This is a genomic window from Cellulosimicrobium cellulans (assembly GCF_001722485.1).
Classification (GTDB): Bacteria; Actinomycetota; Actinomycetes; order Actinomycetales; family Cellulomonadaceae; genus Cellulosimicrobium; species Cellulosimicrobium cellulans_A.
This window is the reverse complement of sequence record NZ_LWGL01000085.1, coordinates 1-14,034: the sequence shown is the minus strand read 5'-3', so window position 1 is coordinate 14,034 and position 14,034 is coordinate 1. Positions and strand designations below refer to the sequence as shown.

Below are 14,034 nucleotides of genomic sequence, written 5' to 3'. Positions count from 1 at the left end.
CGGCCCCGGCCGAGGGGGACGAGGACGCGTCCGACGCGCCCGCGGAGCGGCGGCTGCTCCTCGACGGCGTGGTGGCGGTGCGCTCGGTCACGCGCCCGCGCCTCACGCACCACCTCGCGAGCGGGCTCGCCGCCTACCTCGGGCGCCCGCTCATCGGGGCGATCGGCCCGGTCCCGGGCCGCGAGGAGCCCGGCCGCCACGACGTGAACTCCGCGACGCGGCTCGCCGGCGTCGCGACGCGCCTGCAGCTCGAGCTCTCCCCCGCCGCGCTCGCCGGGCTGCCGGGGCGGCGCGTGCTCCTCGTCGACGACTGGACCGAGTCGGGCTGGACGCTCACGGTCGCCGCACGCCTGCTGCGCGAGGCGGGCGCCGAGGCGGTGCACCCGTTCGTCCTCGGCGTGCGCTGACACGGGCGCGCCGCCGGCGGCTCACCAGCGCAGGCGCAGCTCGGTGTAGGTCGTGTCGGTGAAGCCGAGCGAGCGGTAGAGCGCCTCGCCGTCGGGCGTCGCGTGCAGCGACACCGAGTCGACGTCCGCGGCGCGCGACCACCGGATCGCGGCCTCGAGGCACGCGCGCGCGAGTCCGCGGCCCCGCGCGTGCGGCAGCGTGCAGACGTTGGTCACGTGCGCGGTCAGCCCGCGGTGGTTGCGCGCCGACGGCGCGCCCCGGCTGAGGGTCACGAGGGCCCCCGCGACGACCTCTCCGCCGTCGTCGACGACGAACGCCGCCGCGTCGTCGCCCGCGAGCGCGTCACGGAACCAGCCGAGCGCGCGGTCCTGCCACTCCGGTGCCTCGGCGTCGGCCTCGCCCATCGCGCGCATGAGCTCGACGCGCAGCGCGACGAGCGCCGCGGCGTCGGCCGGGAGCGCCCGGCGGACGACGTCGTCGTGCGACACGGCGCCCGCTCAGAGGAATCGCGCGCGCACGGCCTCGCCGTGCGCCGGCAGGTCCTCGTCGTTCGCGACCGCGACGATCCGGTCGGCGAGCTCCTCGAGCGCGTCGCGGTCGTACTCGATGACCTGGACGGCCTTGACGTAGCTGTGCACGCCGAGGCCGCTCGCGAAGTGCGCGCAGCCGCCGGTGGGCAGCACGTGGTTCGAGCCCGCCATGTAGTCCCCCAGCGAGACCGGCGACCACGGGCCGACGAAGATCGCGCCCGCGCTGCGCACCCGGTCCGCGAGCCCCGCGGCGCCCTCCGCCTGGATCTCGAGGTGCTCGGCGCCGTAGGCGTCCACGACCGCGAGGCCGTGCTCGAGGTCGTCCACGAGCACGACGGCCGACTGCGGGCCGCCGAGGGACTGGGCGACGCGCTGGGCGTGCTTCGTCACGGGGACGAGGTCGACGAGCCGCGCCTCGACCGCGGCCGCGAGCTCGACGGACGGGGTCACGAGGACCGCCGCGGCGAGCGGGTCGTGCTCCGCCTGGCTGATGAGGTCCGCCGCGACGTGACCCGGGTCGGCGGTCGCGTCGGCGAGGATCGCGATCTCCGTCGGACCGGCCTCGGCGTCGATACCGACCACGCCGCGCACGAGGCGCTTGGCCGCGGCGACGAACACGTTGCCCGGCCCGGTGACGACGTCGACGGGCTCGCACAGCACGGCGCCGTCCTGCGGCTCGCCGCCGGCCGCGCCGTACGCGAACATCGCGACGGCCTGCGCACCGCCGACCGCGTACAGCTCGTCCACGCCGAGCAGGGCGCACGCCGCGAGGATCGTCGGGTGCGGCAGCCCGCCGCCGTCGCGCTGCGGCGGTGACGCGACCGCGAGGCTCGCCACGCCCGCCTCCTGCGCCGCCACGACGTTCATGACGACCGACGACGGGTACACCGCGAGGCCGCCCGGCGCGTACAGCCCGACGCGGCCGACCGGCACCCAGCGCTGGCGCACGCGCGCCCCGGGGCCGATCTCCACGGCGAAGTCCTGCGGACGCTGCGCCGCGTGCACGAGCCGCACGCGCCGGATCGCCTCCTCGAGACCGGCCCGCACCGTGGGGTCGAGCTCGGCGAGCGCGGTCTCGAGCGCCGCCGCCGGGACGCGCAGGTGCTCGGGGCGGACCCCGTCGAAGCGCTCGGCGTACTCGCGCAGCGCGTCCGCGCCGCGCTCGCGCACCGCGTCGATGATCGGCGCGACCTGGTGCGCGGCGTCCTCGACGCCGACCTCGGCGCGCGGCAGGGTGTCGACGAGCTCGCGGGCGCTCAGGGTCCGGCCTCGGAGGTCGATGCGGCTGATCATGACTCCGAGTCTAGGAGCGCCCGGGCCCCGCCGAGAACGCCCGCCCCCGCGAGGTGCGACGATGGCCCCATGGAGCAGCCCGCCGACGCCACCGCCTTCCCCCCGGTCCGGATCTCGGACGACGTCATCCGGCTCGGCCAGTTCCTCAAGCTCGCCGGGCTCGCGGAGTCCGGTGCCGAGGCCCGCGAGCTCGTCGCCGAGGGCGAGGTGCGGGTCGACGGCGAGGTCGACACGCGCCGCGGTCGCCAGCTGCGGCGTGGCGACACGGTGACGGTGGACCGCCCGCAGGGACGCCAGGGCGCGACGGTCGCCTGACCTGGCCCGTCCGACCCGCTGTGCCCGGTCCGCATGGCTCGGTCGGGCCGGTCAGCCCGCCATGTACGTCGAGGCCATCACCCTGTCGGGCGTGAGGCGCAGCACGACGCGCTCCGGGTTCGGGGAGAGCGGCCGGTACCGCCGCGCGTAGCGCTCCACGGCGTCGGCCACCTCGTCCGGGTCCTCGACGACCTCGATCGTCCCCTCCAGCGTCATCCAGCGCCCGCCGTCGACCTGGCACACCGCGGCCCGCGGCGGCCCCCCGTCCGGCCCGCGCAGGCGCGCGTTGCGCGCCTTGACCGACGCGCGGTTGCACGTGATCCGCGCGACACCGGCGTCCGGGTCCCACGTGAACGCGACCGGCACGACGTGCGGGGTGCCGTCCGCGCGCAGCGTGGTGAGCGTGGCGAGGTGCCGCTCGGTGACGAAGACGCGCTGCTCGGGGTTGAGTCGGATCACCCGGCCGAGTCTAGGTCTGGCCACCGCGCGCCGAGCGCTGCGCCGGCGTCACCGTCGTCACACGGGTCGCACCGTCGCGCGGGTCACACGAGGCAGGACGGTCCGAGGAGCGCCTTGAGGTCCCCGAACAGCGCCGGCGACTTCTCCACGCGCAGCGCGTCACCGGCGCGCACGACCGTCGTCTTGCCCGGCTCGAGGATCTGCACGTGCACCTCCGCCGACCCTGGGTGGGTCGCGAGCACCTCGCGCAGCCGCACGATGACCGGCTCGACGCACCGGGTGTGCGGCACCCGGACGGCCATGGGCGAGTCGGGTCCGACCGAGACGTCGGGCAGGGAGACCTCCATCGCCTGCAGCTGCATCGCGTCGTCGCGGCGCCGCACGCGGCCGCGCAGCACGACGACCTGGTCCTCCGCGAGGATGGTCGAGTACGCGAGGTACGTCTCGCCGAAGAACATGACCTCGACCGCGCCCTCGAGGTCCTCGATGGTCACCGCGGCCCAGGGGTTGCCGTTCTTGCTCATCTTGCGCTGCAGCGACGTGATGAGACCCGCCACCGTGACCGTGGACCCGTCCGGACGGCCCTCGTCCGCGATGAGCGCGGCGATGCTCGTGTCCGCCGCGCGGGTGAGCACGTGCTCGAGGCCCGACAGCGGGTGGTCGGACACGTAGAGCCCGAGCATCTCGCGCTCGAACGCGAGGCGCTGCTTCTTGTCCCAGTCCGGCAGGTCCGGGACGTCGACGCTGAACGACATCGCCGGGTCGTCCTGCGGCCCGAGGTCGGCGAACAGGTCGAACTGCCCCTCCGCCTCCTTGCGCTTGACGCTGATCACGGAGTCCACCGCTTGCTCGTGGACGACGAGCAGCGCGCGCCGCGAGTGGCCGAGCGAGTCGAAGGCACCCGCCTTGATGAGCGACTCGATCGTGCGCTTGTTGCACACGACGGCGGGGACCTTGTCGAGGAAGTCGGTGAACGAGGTGAACTCGCCCTTCTCCTCGCGCGTGGCCACGATCGCGTCGACCACGTTGCGGCCGACGTTGCGCACCGCGGTGAGGCCGAAGCGGATGTCGTCGCCGACTGCCGTGAAGTTCGCGGCCGACGAGTTCACGTCCGGCGGCAGGACCGTGATGTGCATGCGCCGGCACTCGTTGAGGTACAGCGCCGACTTGTCCTTGTCGTCGCGCACGCTCGTCAGCAGCGCCGCCATGTACTCGGTCGGGTAGTTCGCCTTGAGGTAGGCGGTCCAGTACGACACGAGGCCGTAGCCGGCCGAGTGCGCCTTGTTGAACGCGTAGCCGGCGAAGGGCACGAGCGTGTCCCACACCGCCTGGATCGCTCCGTCGGAGTACCCGCGCTCCTTCATGCCCGCGTGGAAGGGCACGAACTCCTTGTCGAGGATCTCCTTCTTCTTCTTGCCCATCGCGCGACGGAGCAGGTCGGCCTGACCGAGCGAGTACCCGGCGAGGACCTGGGCGGCCTTCTGCACCTGCTCCTGGTAGACGATGAGGCCGTACGTCTCGTCGAGGACCTCCGCGAGCGGCTCGGCCAGCTCGGGGTGGATCGGCTCGATCTTCTGCAGGCCGTTCTTGCGCAGCGCGTAGTTCGTGTGCGAGTTCATGCCCATCGGACCGGGGCGGTACAGGGCGATGACGGCGGAGATGTCCTCGAAGTTGTCGGGGCGCATCTGGCGCAGCAGCGCGCGCATCGGGCCGCCGTCGAGCTGGAACACGCCGAGCGTGTCACCGCGCGCGAGCAGCTCGTACGCCGCGCGGTCGTCGAGCTCGAGCGACTCGATCTCGATCGGCTCCTTGCCGTTCATCACGATGTTCTCGAGCGCGTCCTCGAGGATCGTGAGGTTGCGCAGCCCGAGGAAGTCCATCTTGATGAGGCCGAGGCCCTCGGACGTCGGGTAGTCGAACTGCGTGATGACCGCGCCGTCCTGCAGGCGGCGCATGATCGGGATGATGTCGATCAGCGGGTCGCTCGACATGATGACGCCCGCCGCGTGCACGCCCCACTGGCGCTTCAGGCCCTCGATGCCGCGCGCGAGCTCGACGACGCGCTGCGCCTCCGGGTCCGAGTCGTGGAGCTGGCGGAACTCCGCCGCCTCCGCGTACCGCTCGTGCTTCGGGTCGAAGATGCCCGAGAGCGGGATGTCCTTGCCCATGACGGCCGGCGGCATCGCCTTCGTGAGCTTCTCCCCCATCGCGAAGGGGAAGCCGAGGAGCCGGGACGAGTCCTTCAGGGCCTGCTTGGCCTTGATCGTGCCGTACGTGACGATCTGCGCGACGCGGTCGTCGCCGTACTTCTCCGTGACGTACTTGATGACCTCGCCGCGCCGGCGCTCGTCGAAGTCGACGTCGACGTCGGGCATGGACACGCGCTCGGGGTTGAGGAACCGCTCGAAGATGAGCCCGTGCTTCAGCGGGTCCAGCTCGGTGATGCCCATGAGGTACGACGCCATCGAGCCCGCCGCCGAGCCACGCCCGGGCCCGACGCGGATGCCCTGCTGCTTCGCCCAGTTGATGAAGTCGGCGACCACGAGGAAGTACCCCGGGAAGCCCATCTGCACGATGACCTCGGTCTCGTACTCCGCCTGCTTGCGCGACGCGTCCGGGATGCCGTCGGGGTAGCGGCGGTGCAGGCCGCGCTCGATCTCCTTGACGAACCAGCTGGTCTCGTCCTCGCCCTCCGGTACCGGGTACCGGGGCATGTAGTTGGCCTTGGTGTTGAACGACACCTCGCACTGCTCGGCGATGAGGAGCGTGTTGTCGCACGCCTCCGGCAGCTCCGCGAAGACGCGGCGCATCTCCGCCGCGGACTTCACGTAGTAGCCCGTGCCGTCGAACTTGAAGCGGTCCGGGTCGTCGAGCGTCGAGCCCGAGTTGATCGCGAGCAGCGCCTCCTGGCTCGACGCGTCCTCCTCGCGCACGTAGTGCAGGTCGTTCGTCGCGACGACCCGCGCGCCGATCGTCTCCGCGAGGCGCAGCAGGTCCTTCGTGACCCGCGTCTCGATCTCGAGCCCGTGGTCCATGAGCTCGACGTAGAAGTTCTCGCGACCGAAGATGTCCTGCAGCTCGCCGGCCGTGCGGACCGCCTCGTCCCACTGCCCCAGGCGCAGGCGCGTCTGGATCTCGCCCGACGGGCACCCGCTCGTCGCGATCAGGCCCTTGCCGTACCGCTGCAGCAGGTCGCGGTCCATGCGCGGCCACTTGCCCATCTGCCCGTCGAGCGACGCCAGCGACGACGCGCGGAACAGGTTGTGCAGGCCCTCGTTGTCCTTGGCCAGCAACGTCATGTGCGTGTACGCACCACGCGCGGACACGTCGTCCGCCTCCTGGCCCTTCTCGCCGAACCGCACGCGCGTCTGGTCGAACCGGCTCGTGCCCGGCGTGATGTACGCCTCGACGCCGATGATCGGCTTGATGCCCTTCGCCTGCGCCTTCGACCAGAACTCGAACGCGCCGAACACGTACCCGTGGTCCGTCGTCGCGATCGCCTTCTGCCCGAGCCGCTCGACCTCGTCGAACAGGTCCCCGATCCGCGCCGCGCCGTCGAGCATCGAGTACTCGGTGTGGACGTGCAGGTGGACGAAGTCCTCGGTCGTGCTCGGCATGCGTCGATCCTAGGCCGGGGTACCGACGCTCTCGTGCACCTCCGGCGGGACGTGGGGGTGTGCGCCGGATCTACCATCCGCGCCTCGTGCCTCGGCGCTCCCGCCAGGCCCACCACGATCCGGCGCACACCCCCACGTCGCACCTCGCCCGTCCGTCACCTCGTGTGTGACGAAGGACTCCGCGCTCGGCGAGGCGCGACGTCCCCGGCAAGGCGGCTCGCCCCCCGCCGGGCGGCGAGTCCGCAGTCAGACGACGAGCACCCCACGCGATGACGATCGGGCGACGGACGACGAGCGCGCGGGGCCGGGGCCGTGCGAAGGGCCGTGGTCGGGCCTGGCGGGAGGCCGAGGGACGAGGCCGGATGGTAGGCCCGAGCGCGGCCCCGGCCCCGCGCGCGGTGCCGACGACGCGGTCCTGGTTCCGGCGGTCAGCTCTCGGCGGTGAGGATCTTCGCGGCGTCGCGGTGGTCGATGCCCGCGTCGAGGTAGACCGGGCCGTGGACGGTGTAGCCGAGGCGTTCGTAGAAGCCGGCCGCCTGCACCTGGGCGGACAGCTCGACGCGGACGGTCGGGCGGCCGTCGGGGCCGGGGACGGCGTGCTCGGCGAGGGCGAGGTCCTCGAGGGCACGCATGACCGCCGCGCCGGCGCCGGTGCCCCGGGCCGAGGCCGCGACGGCGACGCGGCCGACGTGCGTCTCGCCGGGGTGCGCCGAGTCGGTGAGCAGCCGGCCGGTGCCCACGACGGCGCCCGCGGCGTCGCGCACGAGGACGTGCGTCGTCGTGGGCGCGGTGTCGAGGTCGTCGATCTCCTCCTCGACCGGGACCTGCTGCTCGTCGACGAAGACGGCGAGGCGCAGCGCGTGCGCCTCCGCGAGCCCGGCGGCGTCGCGCACGCGCTCGACGGCGAAGGGCGGCCGCTCCGGGCGCACGGGCTCGGCGGCGCTCATGCGTACGCCCCGCGCAGGACCTCGAGCGCGTGCGCGAGGTCATCGGGGTACGAGCTCTCGACCTCGAGCCATCGGCCTGTGGTGGGGTGCTCGAACCCGAGCCGGACGGCGTGCAGCCACTGGCGCGAGAGCGCGACGCGCGACGCGAGCACCGGGTCGGCTCCGTACGTGAGGTCGCCGACGCACGGGTGGCGCAGCGCCGAGAAGTGCACGCGGATCTGGTGGGTGCGCCCGGTCTCGAGGTGGACCTCGACGAGCGAGGCGGCGGGAAGCATCTCGAGGACCTCGTAGTGCGTGACCGACGGCTTGCCGTCGGCCGTGACGGCGAACTTCCAGTCGGCGCTCGGGTGGCGACCGATCGGCGCGTCGATCGTGCCCGTCGTCGGCTCGGGGTGGCCCTGGACGAGCGCGTGGTAGACCTTCTCGACCGTGCGCTCCTTGAACGCACGCTTGAGGGCCGTGTACGCGACCTCGCTCTTCGCGACCACCATGAGCCCGGACGTCCCGGCGTCGAGGCGGTGCACGACGCCCTGGCGCTCGGCGGCGCCGGACGTGGAGATGCGGTAGCCCGCGGCGGCGAGCGCGCCGACGACCGTCGGGCCGGTCCAGCCGGGCGACGGGTGCGCCGCGACGCCCACGGGCTTGTCGACGACGACGAGGTCGTCGTCGTCGTGGACGATGCCCATGCCGGGGACCGGCTCGGGGACGACCTCGACGGCCGCGGGCGCGGCGTCGGGCACGTCGACCTCGAGCCACGCGCCCGCGGGGAGCCGGTCGGACTTGCCGACCTCGCGCCCGTCGAGCCGCACGGCGCCGGCCGCCGCCAGCTCCGCCGCGCGCGTCCGCGAGAGCCCGAGGAGCCGCGACAGCGCGGCGTCGACGCGCTCGCCCGCGAGGCCGTCGGGCACGGGCAGCGACCGCAGGCTCACCGCGTCTCCCCCGCCGCCGGCTCGTCGGCGGCCTTCTCGTCCGCCGCGTCACGGCCTTGCCGCGTGCCGTCGAGGCCGATGCCGATCACGGACAGCACCGCGATCATCACCGCGGCACCGACGATCGCGATGTCCGCGACGTTGCCGACGAAGAAGCCCGCGTAGTCGATGAAGTCGACCACGTGGCCCCGCGCGAAACCGGGCTCGCGGAAGAACCGGTCCACGAGGTTGCCGAGCGCGCCGCCGAGCAGCAGGCCGAGCGCGACAGCCCACGCGCGGGAGCCGATCCGGCTGACCATGCGCACGATGACGACGACCACCGCGACGACGACGATCGTCAGGAGCCACGTCATGCCCGTCGCGATCGACAGCGCGGCACCCGGGTTGTACAGCAGGCGCAGGCCGAGAAGGTCCCCCACCAGGGGGATCGCGTCGTCGCCGAGCTCGAGCGACGACTCCGCCCACCACTTGGTGAGCTGGTCGACGGCGAGGACGGCGGCCGCGAGCACGACCGTCCACGCGACGAGGAGCCGGCGAGCGCGCGGCGCGGCCGGCGCGGACGTGGCGGTGGGCTCGTCCCCCGCGGGTCGCGGCGTAGAGGGGCTGTCGCCGTCGGGCCGCTCGGAGGAGACGTCGGGTGCCGGGTCGCCCGGCTCGGGGTGCGCGGAGGTGGACATCGGCGGCAAGTCTGCCACGTGCCGGGCGGCCCACCGAGCCCGGGCGGGCCCGGACGACGCGCGCGGCGCCCGGGACGTCACCCCGCCGAGCGCGTCAGCGACGTTCCTCGCGCTGCTTCGCCTCGACCGAGAGGGTCGCCCGCGGGAAGGCCTGGAGGCGCGCCTTGCCGATCGGCAGCCCCGTCGCCTCGCACGTCGCGTAGGTGCCCGCGGCGATGCGCGCGAGGGCGTGCCGGGTCTGGGCGAGGAGGTCGCGCACGTTGTTCACGAGCGTGAGCTCCTGCTCGCGCTCGAGCGCGCTCGACCCCGAGTCCGCCTGGTCGTCGCCCGCCCCGTCGCCGGAGTTGCGCAGCAGGTTCGACAGCTCGGCGTCGGCCGCGGCGAGCTCGCTCTCGAGGCGCTCCTTCTCGGCGAGCAGCTCGGCCGCCAGCTCCTCGACCTCCTGGACGGTCCACGGCTCCTCCCCGTCACGCACCGGGAAGGACTTCACGTCCTTGGCGAGGTTGGGGAACTGGTCGCGCACGGCCGACCTGGCCGCGGTGCTGAGCTTCGTCATGACGCCCCTCCTGGATCGAGTCACGCGAGAGTAGACGCAGCGGCCGGTACGCACAACACACCACGCCGTCCCTCCGTGAGGGAGGGAGCGCAGGTGTCGCGCGTACCGGCCGCTGCCGGACGATCGACGCTGAGGCTAGATGCCGGGCGCGAGGTCGCTCGTGCGACCGGCTCCTCCGACGTTGCTGCGCGGCGGGAGGGCGCTGCCCCGGTTGTCCAGGTCCCCGAGGAGGTTCTGGAGGTAGCTCTTGAGGCGCGTGCGGTAGTCCCGCTCGAAGAGGCGCAGCTCGTCGATCTTGCGCTCGAGGAGCGAGCGCTCCTGCTCCAGCTGGGACAGCGTGCGGTGCGACGTCTCCTCGGCCTCGCGGACGATGCGCGCACCCTCCTCCTTCGCCTCGGCGATGAGGCGGTCGCCCTCCTCCTGGCCCGAGCGCACGTAGTCGTCGTGCAGCTTCTGGGCCAGCTGGAGCATGCCCGTGGCGGACTCCGGCTCGGCGGCGTTCTTCGCCACCATCGCCTGCGAGGGCGCCGCGACCGGGGCCGGCTCGGGCTCCGGCGCCTTGGGCGTCTCGACGACGGCGGGCGCCGCCGCGGCGGAGGAAGCGTCGGCCCTGCTCAGCTCGGCGACACGACGCTCCGCGGCCGCGAGCTTCGACTTGAGGTCCTCGTTCTCCTCCTGCACGGAGTTGAGGGTCCTCACCACCTCGTCCAAGAAGTCGTCGACCTCTTCGACGTCGTATCCCTCACGGAACTTCGTCGCCGAGAACTTCTTGTTCAGGATGTCCTCTGCAGTGAGCAGTGCCATCGGTTCACCTCATAGCGTGTGCGTATCGGTCCGGGCGACCTCGCGGTCACCAGCATCCAAAGTAGCGGACATTACCCCGCCGGGCCGGGAACGACGGGCTCCCGCGCGCCGCGGCGGGCGGCCGGGCTCAGATGCTCTGGACGACCTGCAGCGCGATCGTGACGAGCAGGAAGAGCACGACGAAGGCGAGGTCCAGGCGGATCTGGCCGAGCGTGAGGGGCGGGATGAGCCGGCGCAGGAGGCGCAGCGGCGGGTCGGTCGCGGTGTAGATCACCTCCGCGAGCACGAGCACCACGCCGCGTGGCCGCCAGTCGCGGGCGAACACCTGCACCCAGTCGAAGATCAGACGGCCGATGAGCAGCAGCAGGTACAGCCACAGGACGAACCCGAGGATGCCGGTGACGAGGTCCAGGATCACGGGGTCAACTGTGCCATGCGGCACGCGGCAGGACGCGCACCCGACGCGCGGGCGTCGGGCGCGCGTCCCGGGTCAGCTCTGGTTGTAGAAGGCCGGGCGCCCGTCCTGCGGGCCCGACTGGTCCTCGCCGGTGATCTCGACGTGCTCCGGCGAGAGCAGGAAGACCTTGTTGGTCACGCGCTCGATCGCGCCGTGCAGGCCGAAGATGAGGCCGGCCGAGAAGTCGACGAGGCGCTTGGCGTCCGCGTCGTCCATGTCGGACAGGTTCATGATGACCGGCGTGCCGTCGCGGAACGCGTCGCCGATCACGCGCGCGTCGTTGTACGAGCGGGGGTGCACGGTCGTGATCCGGCGCAGCTCGGAGGGAGACATGGTCGTCTGCGGCACCTCCCGCGGGCCGAGCGCGCGGTGCAGCGGCGTCACCTGGGCCTGGTAGTCGTGCGGCACGTCCGCCCCCGTCTCGTCGTACTCCTCGACGTACTCTTCCTGCTCGACCTCGCCGCGATCGTCAGCGAGGCCGAGATAGAGCATGGTCTTGCGCAGCGCTCCCGCCATGGGTCTTGCTCCGTCCTCACTCGTCCCGTCGGACCGCAGGTCGTCGGTCCAGTCGCCTCACGGTAACCGAGCAGGTCACGGCGCGCTCCCGCGACACGCCCGGGACGGGTGAACCTGGCGGAGCCCGCCCCGACCGGCGCGGTCATGCGCCGGTGACCGCGACGAGGCCCGCGAACCGGCCCGTCGTCGTCCCGGCGCGTGCGGCACGGCGGTGCGAGAAGAACCGGTCGTCCTCGAGCGTGCAGACGTCGGTGCGGTGCACGTCGCCCACGCCGGCCGCCACGAGGTCCGCCGCGACGCCCGCGGGCAGGTCCACGGCGGGCGGCTCGTCGGGCGCCTCGACCGACTCGGCCGACGGCGCGACGACGGTCCGCTCCTCGCGCTCGGCCGGTGCCCCCGTGTCGTCGGACCCGGCGGTCCCGGCGCCCTCGAAGCGCGTGCGCGGCAGGCCCCACGGCGCGGCCCGCTGGACCCAGTCGACGAGGCCCTCGCGCACGTAGCACCGCAGGTCGAACAGGGTGGGGGCGTCCTGCGCGCTGACGAGTGCCCGCACGCGCACGAGGCCGCCCACGGCGTCCGTCACCTGGAGGATCCCGACCCGCTCGTCCCACAGGTCGGTGAGGGCGAGCAGGCGCTTGAGCTCGGTGCGCATCTCGCCGACGGGCACCTCGAAGTCGAGGTCGAGCTCGACCGTGCCGAGCAGGTCGGCCGCGCGGCGCGTCCAGTTCTGGAACGGGCTCGTCGTGAAGTACGTCGACGGCAGGATGAGGCGACGGTCGTCCCACAGGTGCACCACGACGTACGTCATGGTGATCTCCTCGATGCGGCCCCACTCGCCCTCGAGGACGACGACGTCGTCGACGCGGATGGCGTCGGTGAACGCGATCTGCATGCCCGCGAAGATGTTCGCGAGCGACGTCTGCGCCGCGAGGCCCGCGACGATCGAGAACAGCCCCGCCGACGCGAAGATGCTCGCCCCGGCCGCCCGCGCGCCCGGGAACGTCAGCAGCACCGCGGCGATCGCGCACACCACGATGATCGCCACGGTGAGCCGCCGCAGCACCGTGATCTGCGTCCGGACGCGGCGGGCGTGCCGGTTGTCCGCGGTGTCGATGCGGTAGCGCTGCAGCGCCGAGTCCTCGAGGACGAACGCGAGCGCGCCCACCCACCACGCGCCCACCCCGATGAGCGCGACGACGAGCACGTGCTCGACGAGCGGGACCCACGGGTCCGACGGGACCGTCGTGAGCCGTACCGCGACCCACACGGCGATGACCATGAGGACGGCGCGGTCCGGCCTGCGCAGGCGGCGCGACAGGTCACGGGCCAGGGTGCTCCTGTGCCCGACGCGCCGGACCAGTGCCGACAGGACGCTGCCCAGCAGGAACGCGGCGACCAGCCCGGCCACGACGGCGCCGAGCGTCACCAGGACGTCGGTGGCGTTCTCGATCTCGGGATCCATCCCGCCAGGTTAGGCAGCGTCCTCCCACGTCGCGCGCGCCGTCGGGCAGTCCCGCCGCGCACCGCGAGACCGGCGCGGCGCGCGGGTGGCGACGGCCCGCCCTACGGTGGGGCGCATGATCTCGTGGGAGCTGGCGCTCGGGCTGCGCGAGGCGGGCGTGCGCTGGACGCCCACGTCCGGCGACCGCTTCCGCCTCCTCGCGACCGGCCCGCACGGCGACGTCTACACGGTCAGCGACATGACCATCGAGCCGCACGAGTTCGACACCGGCGTCATCCTCGGCTTCAACGGCACGACGGAGTGGGCGCTCGACTCCGTCGCCCTCGAGGACGCGCTGTGGCACCCGCTCGAGGGACAGCTGCGCCACCTGCTGCGCGGCACGTTCCGGGCGCTCGAGGTCACCGAGGGCGGGTACGCGGTCCGGACGGAGGTGCTCGGCGAGGAGCGCCGGTTCACCGCACCGGAGCCCGCGGACGCCTACGCCCGCGCCCTGCTCGACCTCGTCACCGCGAGCGCCGACGCCACCTCCTGAGCGACCGCGAGACGCGAGGGAGGAGAGGTCTTCACACGTCTGCCACGGGGCCCGCACGCGACTCTTGACGCATCCTCGCGGAAATCCGCCTGTCTGGACGTGCGTCTAGTTGAGGATTGAACAGCCGCCGGGGAACCGTGGTCCGACCTGAGACCTGATCCGGTGGCGCCGTGGTGCCGAGGGCATGACCGCCCCGCCACGCCCGCACGTCATCGTGGTCGCCGCCCGCCGTCCGTGGGCGGTTCGTGCGCGCACTGCGCGGCCCCCGCCGCCCGCGTCCGGCCACCGACCTCACGATCGGAATCGCTCGCTTGACTCGACAGCTTTGCCACGCCTGCGCGACCCGCCGGCCGACCACCGGCGAGGAGCGCTGAACATGGGCCGTCACACCGCACCCCGACCCTTCTTCCTCACCGCGCTCGACGCGACCGCGCGCCTCGGCGCCGGCCTCGCGCACCGCGCCACCGGGTCCCGCGCCACCGGGTCCCGCGCCGCCGGGTCCCTCACCCGCCGCTCGCGCACCGGGGCGGGC

General features: G+C 73.3%; 15 protein-coding genes. 3 read left to right on the top strand and 12 right to left on the bottom strand.

All coding sequences use genetic code 11. From position 1 onward, the window contains the following. Positions 1-407 (top strand): phosphoribosyltransferase (locus JZ5iCDA_RS10665; RefSeq protein WP_139123066.1); only part of this gene is annotated, 407 nt, incomplete at its 5' end. A gap of 21 nt (positions 408-428) precedes the next feature. Here JZ5iCDA_RS10665 and JZ5iCDA_RS10660 read toward each other — a convergent pair. Together JZ5iCDA_RS10660 and hisD are read right to left on the bottom strand one after the other, a co-directional pair. Then, positions 429-896 carry a GNAT family N-acetyltransferase gene (locus JZ5iCDA_RS10660; RefSeq protein ID WP_069387154.1) on the bottom strand — a complete coding sequence of 156 codons (468 nt, stop codon included), beginning with the start codon at positions 894-896 and terminating at the stop codon, positions 429-431. 9 nt (positions 897-905) lie between these two features. Further along, positions 906-2,231 (bottom strand): histidinol dehydrogenase, encoded by a 1,326-nt coding sequence (hisD, locus tag JZ5iCDA_RS10655; RefSeq protein ID WP_069387153.1) that lies wholly within the window; start codon positions 2,229-2,231, stop codon positions 906-908. Between the two features lie 69 nt (positions 2,232-2,300). On the opposite strand from hisD, the gene JZ5iCDA_RS10650 reads away from it, so the two are divergent. Next, positions 2,301-2,546, top strand: coding sequence for an RNA-binding S4 domain-containing protein (locus JZ5iCDA_RS10650; protein WP_069387152.1), 246 nt, complete (start codon positions 2,301-2,303; stop codon positions 2,544-2,546). A 51-nt stretch (positions 2,547-2,597) separates the two neighbouring features. On the opposite strand, the gene JZ5iCDA_RS10645 is transcribed toward JZ5iCDA_RS10650, so the two are convergent. The 10 genes from JZ5iCDA_RS10645 to JZ5iCDA_RS10600 all read right to left on the bottom strand — a co-directional run bounded on the left by JZ5iCDA_RS10645 (position 2,598) and on the right by JZ5iCDA_RS10600 (position 12,970). Continuing rightward, positions 2,598-3,005 carry a pyridoxamine 5'-phosphate oxidase family protein gene (locus JZ5iCDA_RS10645; protein WP_069387151.1) on the bottom strand — a complete coding sequence of 136 codons (408 nt, stop codon included), beginning with the start codon at positions 3,003-3,005 and terminating at the stop codon, positions 2,598-2,600. An 83-nt stretch (positions 3,006-3,088) separates the two neighbouring features. After that, positions 3,089-6,622: a DNA polymerase III subunit alpha gene (gene dnaE / locus JZ5iCDA_RS10640; RefSeq protein WP_069387150.1), complete on the bottom strand. Its 3,534-nt coding sequence runs from the start codon at positions 6,620-6,622 to the stop codon at positions 3,089-3,091. 428 nt (positions 6,623-7,050) lie between these two features. After that, positions 7,051-7,569: a GNAT family N-acetyltransferase gene (locus JZ5iCDA_RS10635; RefSeq protein WP_069387149.1), complete on the bottom strand. Its 519-nt coding sequence runs from the start codon at positions 7,567-7,569 to the stop codon at positions 7,051-7,053. Beyond that, a complete protein-coding gene (locus JZ5iCDA_RS10630; protein ID WP_069387148.1) occupies positions 7,566-8,498 on the bottom strand; it encodes an RluA family pseudouridine synthase in 933 nt (310 codons plus the stop codon). The genes JZ5iCDA_RS10635 and JZ5iCDA_RS10630 overlap by 4 nt, the downstream gene beginning before the upstream one ends. Beyond that, positions 8,495-9,175: a signal peptidase II gene (locus JZ5iCDA_RS10625; RefSeq protein WP_069387147.1), complete on the bottom strand. Its 681-nt coding sequence runs from the start codon at positions 9,173-9,175 to the stop codon at positions 8,495-8,497. The genes JZ5iCDA_RS10630 and JZ5iCDA_RS10625 overlap by 4 nt, the downstream gene beginning before the upstream one ends. A 94-nt stretch (positions 9,176-9,269) precedes the next feature. Continuing rightward, complete coding sequence (locus JZ5iCDA_RS10620) at positions 9,270-9,731, bottom strand: TraR/DksA family transcriptional regulator (RefSeq protein ID WP_069387146.1); 462 nt, start codon at positions 9,729-9,731, stop codon at positions 9,270-9,272. A gap of 135 nt (positions 9,732-9,866) precedes the next feature. Continuing rightward, positions 9,867-10,535, bottom strand: a complete 669-nt coding sequence (locus JZ5iCDA_RS10615) for a DivIVA domain-containing protein (RefSeq protein ID WP_069387145.1) — start codon at positions 10,533-10,535, stop codon at positions 9,867-9,869. Positions 10,536-10,662: 127 nt separating this feature from the next. Then, positions 10,663-10,947 (bottom strand): YggT family protein, encoded by a 285-nt coding sequence (locus JZ5iCDA_RS10610; RefSeq protein ID WP_069387155.1) that lies wholly within the window; start codon positions 10,945-10,947, stop codon positions 10,663-10,665. A gap of 78 nt (positions 10,948-11,025) precedes the next feature. Further along, positions 11,026-11,508, bottom strand: coding sequence for a cell division protein SepF (locus JZ5iCDA_RS10605; RefSeq protein WP_069387144.1), 483 nt, complete (start codon positions 11,506-11,508; stop codon positions 11,026-11,028). Positions 11,509-11,650: 142 nt separating this feature from the next. After that, positions 11,651-12,970, bottom strand: a complete 1,320-nt coding sequence (locus tag JZ5iCDA_RS10600) for a mechanosensitive ion channel domain-containing protein (RefSeq protein ID WP_253182049.1) — start codon at positions 12,968-12,970, stop codon at positions 11,651-11,653. Positions 12,971-13,085: 115 nt separating this feature from the next. On the opposite strand from JZ5iCDA_RS10600, the gene JZ5iCDA_RS10595 reads away from it, so the two are divergent. Next, entirely contained in the window at positions 13,086-13,502 is a 417-nt protein-coding gene (locus JZ5iCDA_RS10595; protein ID WP_069387143.1) for a pilus assembly protein CpaE, read from the top strand. The last annotated feature ends 532 nt before the right edge of the window (positions 13,503-14,034 follow it).

Coding starts and splice junctions, on each gene's coding strand:
- JZ5iCDA_RS10625 (WP_069387147.1), bottom strand. CDS start 9,175: ATGTCCACCTCCGCGCACCCCGAGCCGGGCGACCCGGCACCCGACGTC.
- JZ5iCDA_RS10600 (WP_253182049.1), bottom strand. CDS start 12,970: ATGGATCCCGAGATCGAGAACGCCACCGACGTCCTGGTGACGCTCGGC.
- JZ5iCDA_RS10605 (WP_069387144.1), bottom strand. CDS start 11,508: ATGGCGGGAGCGCTGCGCAAGACCATGCTCTATCTCGGCCTCGCTGAC.
- dnaE (WP_069387150.1), bottom strand. CDS start 6,622: ATGCCGAGCACGACCGAGGACTTCGTCCACCTGCACGTCCACACCGAG.
- JZ5iCDA_RS10595 (WP_069387143.1), top strand. CDS start 13,086: ATGATCTCGTGGGAGCTGGCGCTCGGGCTGCGCGAGGCGGGCGTGCGC.
- JZ5iCDA_RS10620 (WP_069387146.1), bottom strand. CDS start 9,731: ATGACGAAGCTCAGCACCGCGGCCAGGTCGGCCGTGCGCGACCAGTTC.
- JZ5iCDA_RS10650 (WP_069387152.1), top strand. CDS start 2,301: ATGGAGCAGCCCGCCGACGCCACCGCCTTCCCCCCGGTCCGGATCTCG.
- JZ5iCDA_RS10635 (WP_069387149.1), bottom strand. CDS start 7,569: ATGAGCGCCGCCGAGCCCGTGCGCCCGGAGCGGCCGCCCTTCGCCGTC.
- hisD (WP_069387153.1), bottom strand. CDS start 2,231: ATGATCAGCCGCATCGACCTCCGAGGCCGGACCCTGAGCGCCCGCGAG.
- JZ5iCDA_RS10615 (WP_069387145.1), bottom strand. CDS start 10,535: ATGGCACTGCTCACTGCAGAGGACATCCTGAACAAGAAGTTCTCGGCG.